12 protein-coding genes are annotated in these 11673 nt (G+C 71.1%); 3 read left to right on the top strand and 9 right to left on the bottom strand.

The window, feature by feature from the left end:
* Positions 1–4: 4 nt before the first annotated feature.
* A complete protein-coding gene (locus AB0P24_RS27560) occupies positions 5–1243 on the bottom strand; it encodes a MurT ligase domain-containing protein (protein WP_181802780.1) in 1239 nt (412 codons plus the stop codon).
* Positions 1244–1393: 150 nt separating this feature from the next.
* Between AB0P24_RS27560 and def the strand changes: the two genes are divergently transcribed.
* Positions 1394–1933: a peptide deformylase gene (gene def, locus AB0P24_RS27555; RefSeq protein WP_365798505.1), complete on the top strand. Its 540-nt coding sequence runs from the start codon at positions 1394–1396 to the stop codon at positions 1931–1933.
* A 71-nt stretch (positions 1934–2004) separates the two neighbouring features.
* Here def and AB0P24_RS27550 read toward each other — a convergent pair whose 3' ends face one another.
* The gene (locus AB0P24_RS27550) at positions 2005–2649 is read right to left on the bottom strand and encodes a TetR family transcriptional regulator (protein WP_365798503.1); all 645 of its coding nucleotides are present in this window, start codon (positions 2647–2649) and stop codon (positions 2005–2007) included.
* A 173-nt stretch (positions 2650–2822) separates the two neighbouring features.
* Here AB0P24_RS27550 and AB0P24_RS27545 point away from each other — a divergent pair, with 173 nt between their 5' ends.
* Complete coding sequence (locus tag AB0P24_RS27545) at positions 2823–4049, top strand: acyl-CoA dehydrogenase family protein (RefSeq protein WP_365798501.1); 1227 nt, start codon at positions 2823–2825, stop codon at positions 4047–4049.
* A 108-nt stretch (positions 4050–4157) separates the two neighbouring features.
* Here AB0P24_RS27545 and AB0P24_RS27540 read toward each other — a convergent pair whose 3' ends face one another.
* The 3 genes from AB0P24_RS27540 to AB0P24_RS27530 are packed head-to-tail and all read right to left on the bottom strand — an operon-like array spanning position 4158 to position 6983.
* Positions 4158–4679, bottom strand: a complete 522-nt coding sequence (locus AB0P24_RS27540) for a cupin domain-containing protein (protein ID WP_365798499.1) — start codon at positions 4677–4679, stop codon at positions 4158–4160.
* A 7-nt stretch (positions 4680–4686) separates the two neighbouring features.
* The gene (locus AB0P24_RS27535; protein WP_365798497.1) at positions 4687–5922 is read right to left on the bottom strand and encodes a cytochrome P450; all 1236 of its coding nucleotides are present in this window, start codon (positions 5920–5922) and stop codon (positions 4687–4689) included.
* Complete coding sequence (locus tag AB0P24_RS27530) at positions 5919–6983, bottom strand: type III polyketide synthase (protein ID WP_365798495.1); 1065 nt, start codon at positions 6981–6983, stop codon at positions 5919–5921. Before AB0P24_RS27530 ends, AB0P24_RS27535 begins: the two co-directional genes overlap by 4 nt.
* Positions 6984–7167: 184 nt before the next feature.
* On the opposite strand from AB0P24_RS27530, the gene AB0P24_RS27525 reads away from it, so the two are divergent.
* Positions 7168–7821, top strand: coding sequence for a transcriptional regulator (locus AB0P24_RS27525; RefSeq protein ID WP_365798493.1), 654 nt, complete (start codon positions 7168–7170; stop codon positions 7819–7821).
* Between the two features lie 91 nt (positions 7822–7912).
* Here the strand turns inward: AB0P24_RS27525 and AB0P24_RS27520 are convergent, their stop codons facing one another.
* The 4 genes from AB0P24_RS27520 to AB0P24_RS27505 form a co-directional block, all read right to left on the bottom strand.
* The gene (locus AB0P24_RS27520; RefSeq protein WP_365798491.1) at positions 7913–8143 is read right to left on the bottom strand and encodes a DUF6213 family protein; all 231 of its coding nucleotides are present in this window, start codon (positions 8141–8143) and stop codon (positions 7913–7915) included.
* Positions 8144–8167: 24 nt separating this feature from the next.
* Positions 8168–9553 (bottom strand): NADP-dependent succinic semialdehyde dehydrogenase, encoded by a 1386-nt coding sequence (locus AB0P24_RS27515; RefSeq protein ID WP_365798489.1) that lies wholly within the window; start codon positions 9551–9553, stop codon positions 8168–8170.
* Positions 9554–9628: 75 nt separating this feature from the next.
* Positions 9629–10096, bottom strand: a complete 468-nt coding sequence (locus AB0P24_RS27510; RefSeq protein WP_365798487.1) for an NUDIX domain-containing protein — start codon at positions 10094–10096, stop codon at positions 9629–9631.
* Positions 10093–11631: an ATP-dependent DNA ligase gene (locus AB0P24_RS27505; protein WP_365798485.1), complete on the bottom strand. Its 1539-nt coding sequence runs from the start codon at positions 11629–11631 to the stop codon at positions 10093–10095. Before AB0P24_RS27505 ends, AB0P24_RS27510 begins: the two co-directional genes overlap by 4 nt.
* Between the last annotated feature and the right edge of the window lie 42 nt (positions 11632–11673).

The raw sequence follows: 11673 nt of genomic DNA, 5'->3' as shown, positions 1-11673 counted from the left end.
GCGGTCAGTTGCCGACGCGGCGGCGCAGGTCCTGGAACGCGGTGTAGTTCGCGATGACCTCGATCCGGCCCGGCGGGCACATCTGGACGGCCTGGTCCAGCGACTCGCAGACCTGGAAGTGCTGGCCCGCGACCTCCAGCCGTACCGCGAGGTCCAGCTTGCGGTCACCGAGCACGAAGATCGGGTGGCCGGTCAGGCGCGTGTAGTCCACGTCCCACAGCCAGGAGGTGTCCGTGCCGTCGGCGCCGCGCGCGTTCACGGAGAGGATGACCGGCGCCGGCGGCGGGTCGATCAGCGAGAACGTCTCCAGCCAGCCGGCCGGGTTCTTGGCCAGCAGCAGCCGCAGGTCGCGCCCCTGGAACTGCACGACGTCGTAGCGCCCCGCGACGGCCTGCACCTGGTACATCCGCTCCAGGGCGACCTGCGGCGGCACTCCGAAGACGGCGGCGACGGCGGCCGAGGAGGCGGCGTTCGCCTTGTTGGCACGCCCCGGCAGTTGCAGGTGGATGGGCCAGGCGGACCCGTGCGGGTCGAGCACGTGATCGCCCGACAGCACCCAGCTCGGCGTCGGCCGCCGGAACCCGCACTCACCGCAGAACCAGTCGTCGCCGGGCCGCTGCATCACGCCACCGCAGGACGGGCAGGACCAGGCGTCGTCCTTCCACATCTGCCCGGCGGCGACCCAGATCACGTTGGGGGAGGAGGAGGCGGCCCACACCACCAGCGGGTCGTCGCAGTTCGCCACGATGACGGCCTTCGACCCGGCCAGGCCCTCGCGCCAGTTCTCGGCGAGCATCCGGGTCTCGGCGGCGCGGTCGAGCTGGTCCCGGGAGAGGTTGAGCAGGGCGATGCACTTCGGGTCGGTGTCCCGGGCCACTCCGGCCAGGTACTTCTCGTCGACCTCGATCACGCCGAACTTGGACTCCGACCCGCCCGCCAGGGCGGAGGTGATGCCGGCCGGCATGTTGGCGCCGAGCGCGTTGGAGACGACCGGCCCCGCGGCCTTCAGCGCCTCGGCGATGAGCCTGGTGGTCGTCGTCTTGCCGTTGGTCGCCGAGACGAGGGTGACGTCCAGGTTCTGGGCGAGCCGGGCGAGCAGGTCGGGGTCGAGTTTGAGCGCGACCCGGCCGCCGATCACCGACCCGCTGCCGCGCCCCGCTGCCCGGGACGCCGCCGCGACCGCCTTGCCCGCGGTCACGGCCAGCTTGGCCCGCGGCGTGAGCGGGTCCGAGTTGCCTGCCATCAGTTCTCGATCCTCCTTGCGTACGCGCCGCGCCTGAGCCATCCGGCAACGTGGTGTGAGGTCAGCCTATCGAGATCCATTCGCACACCCGAATTCCGGCCCGTGCCTGCGCGGCGGGCAGGGCCCGATCCGAACCGTACCCTTACGGCCATGCGACACGGTTCCATTCCGGGCGCCCGCGGACGGGTCCGGCCTCTCACCCTGCTCGGTGACCCCGTCCTGCACGCCCGTTGCGCGGAGGTCACCGAGTTCGGCCCCGAACTCTCCCGGCTGGTGGAGGACTTGTTCGCGACGATGTACGCGGCGGAGGGCGTGGGCCTGGCGGCGAACCAGGTGGGGGAACCGCTGCGGGTGTTCGTCTTCGACTGCCCCGACGACGACGACGTCCGCCACCTGGGCCACGTGGTCAACCCCCGCCTGGCGGCGGCGGACGGCATCACGCTCCGCGGCCCGGAAGGCTGCCTGTCCCTGCCGGGTCTGGAGGCGGGCACCGAACGCTACGACCACGCGGTGGTGGAGGGCTTCACGGCGACGGGGGAGCCGATCACCGTCCATGGCACGGGCTTCTTCGCGCGGTGCCTCCAGCACGAGACCGACCATCTGGAGGGCCGCGTCTACGCCGACCACGTCACAGGCTGGCGCAAGCGCAAGCTGATGCGACAGGTGGCGAAGTCCTCGTGGCGCCGGTGAGGACATGCTCCTGGGGGCGCGGGAAACTGCGCGATCAGCCCCCACCGGGCGGTCAGCCGGAACTGAACCCCTCAGAACCCCGGACCTCCGATCCTGTCCCCCGCCGCCGCCAGGCGACCCCACAGAAGATCGGCCAGACTCTTGACCAACTGAGCGCGAGTACACGGCCGTTCCCCCAGCCACCAGTCCCCGGCCGCATGCATCATCCCGACGATCCCGTGTCCCCACACCCGGGCCAGCTGCTGGCTCCCGGGGCCCAGGTCCAGCCGCTCCTCGATGACCTGCGCCAGTTCCTCGCCCATCCGCCGCAGCAGCGGAGCCGAGTGCTTCCCGACGTCGAACCCCTGGTCGGTCCCGGTGCCGCCCTCCGCGGGATGCATCAGGAACCGGTACACCTGGGGCCGCGCCTCGATCGCCGCGAGGTACGTGTCCAGCGTCGCCTCGACCCGCTCACGGCGGTCCGCGGGAGCGTCCAGCGCCTCCCGCAGCGAGTTCAGCAGCGCGTCCGTGTGCCGCTTGGCCAGCGCCGCGTACAGTCCGCTCTTGTCGCCGAAGTGGCGGTACAGGATGGGTTTGGTGATGCCGGCCTCCGCCGCGATGGCGTTCATGGAAGCCTGTGGGCCGTCGCGCAGCACCACCCGGTCGGCGGCCTCCAACAGCTCGCGCCGTCGGCGGTCGGCGGACCGCTGCTGTTCGGTCCGCTGTGTGGTGTCCATGTGCTCTCCCCACCCCGTGCTGTTATCGGTGACGCCTGCGCAAACTAACACCTGACAGCCATTCGCCCTCGAACTGGCTGCCGAGGTGACCTCGGGAGTTGACTTTTCCTACCGATGAGTAACAGACTCGGGTTACCGCTAGTAACACATTATGCGCCGCCGCTGGAGGAGTCATGGCCGAGTTCACCATGGAACTCAACGACGAACAGAAGGAGGTCCGCGACTGGCTGCACGGTTTCGCCGCAGACGTCATCCGCCCCGCGGCCGCCGAATGGGACGAGCGTGAGGAAACTCCCTGGCCGGTCATCCAGGAGGCCGCCAAGGTCGGCATCTACTCCCTCGACTTCTACGCCCAGCAGTACTTCGACCCCACCGGCCTCGGGATCCCGATGGCCATGGAGGAGCTGTTCTGGGGCGACGCGGGCATCGCCCTGTCCATCGTGGGCACCGGCCTCGCCGCCGTCGGCGTGCTCGCCAACGGCACCGAGGAGCAGATCGGCACCTGGATCCCCCAGATGTACGGCGACACCAACGACGTCAAGGTCGCCGCGTTCTGCTCCTCCGAGCCCGACGCCGGCTCCGACGTGGCCTCCATGCGCACCCGGGCCGTCTACGACGAGGCCAAGGACGAGTGGGTGATCAACGGCACGAAGACCTGGGCGACCAACGGCGGCATCGCCAACGTCCACGTCGTCGTGGCCGTCGTCGACCCGGAGCTCGGCTCCAAGGGCCACGCCTCCTTCATCGTCCCGCCGGGGACGCCCGGACTGTCCCAGGGGCAGAAGTTCAAGAAGCACGGGATCCGCGCCTCGCACACCGCCGAGGTCGTCCTGGACAACGTCCGGGTGCCCGGTTCCTGCCTGCTCGGCGGCAAGGAGAAGCTGGACGAGCGGCTTGCCCGGGCCCGGGAGCGGGCGAAGTCGGGCGGCGAGCGGGTGAAGAACGCGGCCATGGCCACGTTCGAGGCCTCGCGGCCCGCCGTCGGTGCGATGGCCGTCGGCACCGCGCGCGCCGCGTACGAGGTGGCCCTCGACTACGCCATGACCCGTGAGCAGTTCGGGCGGCCGATCATCGACAACCAGGGGGTGGCCTTCCAGCTCGCGGACATGAGGACGTCCATCGACGCGGCCCGGCTGCTGGTGTGGCGGGCGTCCTGGATGGCGGTCAACGGGAAGCCGTTCACCGCGGCCGAGGGGTCGATGTCGAAGCTGTTCGCGAGCGAGACGGCGAAGAAGGTGACCGCCCAGGCGATCCAGATCCTGGGCGGGAACGGGTACACGCGGGAGTACCCGGTGGAGCGAATGCACCGGGATGCAGCGATCTACACGATCTTCGAGGGCACCAGTGAGATCCAGCGGCTGGTGATCGCCCGGACCTTGTCGGGGATGTCGATCCGGTAGCGCCGTCCGGGGTTCTGCGCGAGGCGGTCCGCGGGCGCGTCGTGGCTGGTCGCGCCCGCGCGGCACAGCCGCGTGCCGACAGCGCCCCGCGCCCCCGGGTGAATCTCCTCACCGGTGTTTCAAAGGCGTGAGCTGCTCGATGTCGTAGCGCCGCCGGAGTTCCTCGATCGCCTCGTGATCGGGCGGCCCGCCGCTCCCCAGGATCTCCAGCAACTCCTCGAAGTAGCGCTCGTGATCGGGTGGGGGAGACGCCTGGAAGAACATCCTCGTCGGGGTCTCCGTCGGGTTGGCGAAGGCGTGCGGGCATCCCGGCGGCACGACGATCACCGTGCCCGGGGTCGCCCGCACCACCCTCGTGCCCGAACTCGACTCCCACTTCTGCCAGTTGTCGGGGGTGCGGATGCGCGGCTCGAAGGCGAGGACGTCCAGCTCGCCTTCGAGGACGTAGAACAGCTCCTCGCTGCGGGTGTGTACATGGGCGCCCACGTCGAAGCCCGGCGGGACCTCCACCTCGAAGGTGGAGGACGTCCGTGAGTGCGTGCCCGTCACCTTGAAGGTGACGCGCTGGGCCGGCGTGTGGACCACGCGCCCGTGTCCCGGTGGTACGAGGAGTCCCTCGGTCGTGGTCATGGGCCGCTCACCAGGTCACCGGAAGGGTCTCGGGTCCCCGGATCAAGGCGCCCTTCCTGAAGGGGACCTGCTCCGGGGGCACGGCGAGCCGCAGCCCCGGCAGCCGGTCGAGAAGGGCGTCGACCAGCAGCTCCTCCTCCAGTCTGCCGAGCTGGGCGCCGGGGCAGTAGTGCGGGCCGAAGCCGAAGGAGACGTGCCGGTTGGGGCTGCGGGAGAAGTCGATCGTCTCCGGGTCCGGGAAGACCTCCGGGTCGCGGTTGGCGGCGACGTACGAGACGTAGACCGGGTCGCCCGCCTGGATCCGTACGCCCCTGATCTCCACGTCCTGCAAGGCGATCCGGGACAGCCCGACCGCGCTGCGGTGCGGGATGTAGCGCAGGAACTCGTCGATCGCCCGGGGGCGGATCGCGGGCTCGGTGCGCAGCCGCTCCAGGAGGTCGGGGCGGGTCAGCAGCAGGTAGAACATCTGTCCGCTGTTGTTGGTGACCGCCTCGCCGCCGATCTGGAGGAGGACGGCGAGACCGACGGCCTCCTCCAGCGTGACCTCGCCACGGCCCACGGCCGCCCCCAGCAGGGAGGCCACGTCCTCGCCGGTACTGCCCTCGCGCAGGGCGACGAGGTCGGAGAAGTAGGCGCTCATCTCGCGCTTGGCCTTCTCACTGACCGTCTTGCCGTGCGCCGAGGAAAGGATCAGCTGGGTCCAGATGTGCATGGTGTGCCGGTCGGCGGCCGGCACGCCCATCACCTCGCAGATCACCGCGATCGGGAACGGGCTCAGGACCGCCGCCGTGAGATCGGCGGGCGGCCCGCCCCGGACGAGCTCGTCGACGATCTCGTCCAGCATCAGGCGGGCCTTGTCCCGGACCCGCTCCACGCCCTTGGCGGTGAGCGCGGGGGCCACCGAGCGGCGCAGCCGCGTGTGGGCGGGCGGGTCCAGGAAGCCGACCGCGCCGCGATCCGGGACGAAGTGCGGGGCGAGCCGGGTGACCGGCCGCTCCAGCACCGCCTCGCGGCTGAACCGGGGGTCGTCGGCCACCGTCCGTACGTCGTCGTACCGGGTGACCAGCCACGCCCAGCCCTCGCCGTTCGGCAGCCGGATCCGGGTGACCGGACCCTCCCGCATCAGCTCGCCCAGGGTGGGGTCGAAGGCCGCCCCCGCCAGGTCCGGCACCTCCCAGTGCCGGACCGGACAGGCGGCCCCGTCGGCGGGGCCGAGTGGATCGGTGAGCGTCATCCCGGTCATGCCCCCTCTCCGTCCGAACGCCGCCAGCGGCCCAGCGACATCTCCGCGGTGATGCCGGGACCGAACCCGGCCAGCAGGCCACGCGCCTGGTTCTCGGCGCCGCCCTCGTCGAACATCCGGCGCAGCGCGTCCAGGACGACGGCGCTGGCGATGTTGCCGTACTCGGTGAGCGTGGACCTGCTGAACCGGAAGGCGTGCGGTTCGACCTGGAGGAACTTGCTGAGGTCGTCCAGGATGCGCGGCCCGCCCGCGTGGACTATGTAGAAGTCCAGGTCGGACGCGTCCCAGCCGTGCAGCCCTGCCAGGTCCTGGAGCGCCGGCGCGAGCGGCTCCATGGTCGCCGGGACCCGCTTGTCCAGCAGGAAGTGGAACCCGGTGGCCCGCACGTCGTACATGATCCACTCCTCGGTCTTGGGGATCAGGTACGAGCCGTTGCGTTCGAGTTCGACGCCCGTGCCGCCGTTGCCGCGGACCACGGCGGCGGCGATGCCGTCGCCGAAGAGGCCGTTCGAGAGCAGCGAGCCGACGCCGAGGTCGGTCGGCTGGTAGCACAGCGAGCAGAACTCGCAGGCCACGATGAGGGCGTTGGCGTCCGGGTACGCCGAGCAGAAGTCGTGCGCCCGGTTGATGGCGGCTCCGCCGGCCGCGCAGCCGAGCTGCGCGATGGGGATCTGACGGGTGGTGGAGTCGAAGGCCATCTCGTTGATCAGCCACGCCGTGAGCGACGGCATCATGAAGCCCGTGCACGAGACGTAGATGATCACGTCGATGTCGGTGGTGAGCAGTTCGGCGTCGTCGAGTGCTCGCTGGATGACGGCGGGGACCCGGGCCTTGGCCTCGGCCTCGTAGAGCTTGTTGCGCTCCTCGAAGCCGGGGTGCTTCAGGGTTTCCTCGATCGGCTGCACGATGTGCCGGGTGCGAACGCCCGTGTTCTCGATCAGTCTCAGCGCCAGTGGCAGCTGCGGGTGGTTCTCGTGGTGGGAGCGCGCCAGTTCCAGCGTCTCCTCCATCGTGATCACGTACTCCGGGACCGACACTGAGGGTTTGCACAAAGTCGCCATGAACCGTGCCTGCTTTCAGCTTTCCGGCGGGTTTGGCCCGACCGGTCAGAGAGGTGGTTCACCTCAGGAGGTGGTCCCCTCACGATCACCCGTGAGGGCGATGATCTCTCGCCGAACTACTCCGAACCGGTGACCGCGTGTCAGGGTCGGAGCAGCACAGAGGTACCCGGACGAGGAGGACGCGATGCCCGGCACGGCCGCGGAACTGCTGAAGAAGACCAGGTCAGAGCTTGCCCCGGACCCGAGCGCCAATCCGTTGGTCCCCCTCGTCGCCGGCGGCCGGGCGAGCCTGGAGACACTCGCCGTACTCGCGCTGGAACAACACCGGGTGATCCCCGCCGACCGGCGCGCGTTCCTGCATCTGGCGCAGCGCGCCACCGAGGAGCCGGCGGCCGCCGGGTTCTTCACGGCGCTGGCCGAGGGCGAGGAACTGGCGGCGGCGCGGCTGGGCGCGTTCACCGAGGCGTGCGAAGTGGACGACGAGCGCATGCGGGCGTACGAGCCCCTGCCGGGCTGCCAGGCGTACCCGGCGTACCTCTCCTGGCTCGCCCTCAACGCCGCCCCGGCGGACGCCGTCCTGGCCGTCACGGCCAACTTCGCGACGTGGGGCACGTATTGCGCGAGCATCGCGCGGGGGCTGCGCACCCACTACGGCTTCACCGACGAGGCCTGCGCCTTCTTCGACTTCTTCGCGGCTCCGGCGCCGGCCCTGGAACAGCAGGCGGAGGCGGCGGTGCGGGCGGGACTGGAGTCAGGGCGCCTGGACGAGAAGCGGGTGTACACGTACGGCCGCCTGCTCCAGGCGTACGAGCAGATGTTCTGGACTGCGCTCAGCTGAATGCTTTCAGGGGGGCGGGGGCTGTATCGATGTGCGGCTGCCGCCGCGCGGGCGCGAGCAACCACGAACCACCCGCACTCGCCGAACCCCCTCAATCCCCACTGCTGTGGGCGATACAAGCCACGTCGATCCGGTCAGCGAGCTTCGCCAGCTCGATGGTCAGAGCGGCCACCGTGTCCTCGTCCAGCCCGCCCCCGCCGGACTCCACCAGACGCAGCCACCGCGCCCCCAACGTCCGCAACAACTTACTCACGTCGGCCGCGGCCACCTGCAAGGTACCGCGGTCGTCGACGATCAGAGGCAGAGTCACTTCGCGGTTCACACCCGGATCGTAGCCGCGCGACCGTCACGCACCCTGCCAAACCGTGGTGATGTTGCAGAACTCCCGGATTCCGTGCCCGGACAGCTCGCGGCCGTATCCGGACCGCTTCACCCCGCCGAAGGGGAACGCCGGGTGGGAGGCGGTCATGCCGTTGACGAACACGCCACCCGCCTCCAGATCCCGTACGAACCGGTCCACCTCGGCGTCGTCCCGCGTCCACACGTTCGAACTCAGCCCGAAGGGGGAGTCGTTGGCGATGAGGATCGCCTCGTCCAGGTCCCCGGCCCGGTACAGCGTGGCCACCGGCCCGAACGCCTCCTCGCGGTGGATGCGCATCTCGCGGTGGATCCCGGCGAGCACGGTCGGCGGGTAGTACCAGCCGGGGCCGTCCGGCCGCTGCCCGCCGCACAGCACCTCGGCACCCGACCGCTTCGCGTCCTCGACCAGTTCCTCCAGGTCCTCGCGCCCCTGCTCGCTGGCGAGCGGCCCGACGTCCGTCTCCTCGTCCATCGGGTCGCCCGTCCGCAGCGCCGCCATGGCCGCCACGAACTTCTCGGCGAACGTGTCGTAGACGTCCGTGTGCACGATGAACCGCTTCGCGGCGATGCACGACTGCCCGTTGTTCTGCACGCGCGCGGTCACCGCGATCCCCGCGGCGCGGTCGATGTCGGCCGACGGCATCACCACGTAGGGGTCGCTGCCGCCCAGCTCCAGCACCGTCTTCTTGATCATCTCGCCGGCGGTGGCGGCGACCGCGCGGCCCGCGGGCTCGCTGCCGGTGAGCGTCGCCGCCTTCACCCGCTCGTCGCGCAGGATGTCGTCGACCGCGCCGGAGCCGATCAGCAGGGTCTGGAAGCAGCCCTCGGTGAAACCGGCCCGGTGGAACAGGTCCTCCAGATACAGGGCGGTCCGCGGGACGTTGGACGCGTGCTTGAGCAGGCCCACGTTGCCCGCCATCAGCGCGGGCGCGGCGAAGCGGACCACCTGCCAGAGCGGGAAGTTCCACGGCATCACGGCGAGCACCGGCCCGATCGGCCGGTAGCGCACCCGCACCCGGGACGCGCCGGAGTCCTTCACGTCCGTCTCCGCCGGCTCCTCGTCGGCCAGCAGTTCCGCCGCGTGGTCGGCGTACCAGTGCATCGCCTTCGCGCACTTGGCGGCCTCCGCGCGGGCCTGCTTCAGCGGCTTGCCCATCTCGGTGGTCATGGTGCGGGCGATGTCGTCCCGGTCCGCGTCCAGCAGGTCGGCGGCCCGGTGCAGCAGCCGGGCGCGTTCGGCGAAGGTGCTCGTGCGGTACGTGCGGAACGTGGCCTCGGCGAGTTCGAGCCGGCGTTCGAGCTCGTTCTCGTCCATGGCCTCGAACGTTTCGAGCCTCTCGCCGTTCGCCGGGTTGACCGTCGCGATGGGCATGGCTGACCTCCCTGGGAGCGGGCTTGCTATGACCTTCGCGCGCGGCCCCGGGGACCGCAACGCGTGGGCGCCTGTTCAGCCCGAGTGCTCCGCCAGCCGGTCGAGAAACGCGGCCTGGGCCGTGACGATCACCTCGCGGGCCCGGTCGGGGGTCAGCCAGGCCACCCGGTCCAGCTCCGGGAACTCCTGGATCCGGCCCGACCGCGGCGGCCACTCCATCACGAAGGTGCCGGGGGCGATCGTGGCCGGGTCCAGGTCGGCCTCGACCGCCCACGCCGTGACGATCTTGCCGTTGGCCTGCCGGACCTCGCCCAGCTCGATCGCCGCGCCGTCCGGCGGCGGCAGCCCCAGCTCCTCCTGGAACTCGCGCCGGGCCGCCTCCCAGGCCGGCTCGGCAGGCTCGTACTCGCCCTTGGGGACGGTCCAGGCGCCCGCGTCCTTCTTCGCGAAGTACGGCCCGCCCATATGGCCGAGCAACACCTCAAGACCCGCACCGGTACGCCGGAACAACAGCAGTCCCGCGCTTCGCCTCGGCTCCGTCAACGCCGTACCTCCGGGTGGGTGGCCAGCAGGGTCTCCACCGTATCGGCCTCCTGAGGCCGTTTGTCCTCGCGGTAGCGGACGACACGCGCGAAACGCAGGGTGACGCCGGCCGGGTAGCGGGTCGACTTCTGCAGGCCGTCGTAGGCGATCTCGACGACGAGTTCGGGGCGTACGGTCACCACCCCGCCGCTGTCCGAGACCGCCAGCTCCTTGAGCCGGGCGGTCTGCCACTCCAGCATCGCGTCGGTCATGCCCTTGAACGTCTTGCCGAGCATGGCGAAGGTGCCGTCCGGGGTGCGGGCGCCGAGGTGGAGGTTGGAGAGCCTGCCGGTGCGGCGGCCGTGACCCCATTCGGCCGCCAGGACGACCAGGTCGAGGGTGTGGACGGGCTTCACCTTCAGCCAGGAGGCGCCCCGGCGGCCGGCGCTGTAGGGGGCGTCCAGGGCCTTGACGATCACGCCCTCGTGGCCGCGGTCCAGGGTGGCCGCGAGGAACTCCTCGGCGGCCGCCGTCTCCCCGGGCCCGGACACCAGCGCCCGGCGCACCCGCATCGGCTCGGGGACCAGCCGGGCCAGCTCCGCGTGCCGTTCGGCGAAGGGGAGGTCGAGCAGGTCGTGATCGCCGACCGAGAGCGCGTCGAAGAAGACCGGGGAGACCGGGACCTCCTGCGCGGCCCTCGCCACATCCACCCGGGAGCCGACCCGGCCCGCCGTCTCCTGGAAGGAGCGGGGGCGGCCGTCCGGGGCGAAGGAGATCACCTCGCCGTCCAGGATGAACCTTTCGCCGTCCAACTCCCGTGCGGCGGACGTCACCTCGGGGAGGCGGTCGGTGATGTCGTCGAGCGTGCGGGTGAAGACGCGGACGGCGGCACCGTCCCGGTGGACCTGGACCCGGATGCCGTCCAGCTTCTCCTCGACCGCGCAGCCGCCCAGCTTCGCCACCGCCTCGGCGACCGCCGCGGCGGTGTGCGCCAGCATGGGCAGCACCGGGCGGCCGACGGTGAGCCGGAAGCGGTCCAGGGCCGGCGGGCCGTCCGCCAGCAGCGCCTCGGCCACCGTCTGGAGGGAACCGGCGAGCATCACCGCCCGGCGGACGGCGCCCGGGTCGGCGCCCGTCGCCTGCGCGAGTCCCTCGACGGCGACCGCGTCCAGGGCGCCCTGCCGTACCTCCCCGGTGATCAGCCCCAGCAGGAAGCGCTGCTCGTCCGCCGTCGCCGCGCCCATCAACTCGCCTGTGATCCGCATGCGTTCGGCCTGTGAGCCGGGTCCGGAGACCTTTCCCAGCTCGGTCAGCCGGGCGTCGACCTCGCGGACCGTGAGGGACGGTTCGGCGGCCGGCGGGACGCTCCTGCTCAGCACCTTCCAGCCGACTCCGAGGCGGCCCTGCGGCAGCCGGCCGGCCAGGTAGGGGATGACGACCGGTACGTCGTCGGGCGCCGTCTCCCGGAAGAGCCCGGCGAGCAGCGCGGTCTTGCGGGACCTGGCCGCGGTGGCGGCGACCTCCCGGGACACTTCGGCGAGCCGGGTCAGCAGCATGCAGCCATGGTGCAACGGGCGGGGCCGGATCACACCACAACG

This window comes from Streptomyces sp. NPDC086519, from assembly GCF_040686075.1.
Taxonomy (GTDB): domain Bacteria; phylum Actinomycetota; class Actinomycetes; order Streptomycetales; family Streptomycetaceae; genus Streptomyces; species Streptomyces shenzhenensis.
This window is presented reverse-complemented; position numbering and strand designations above follow the sequence as displayed.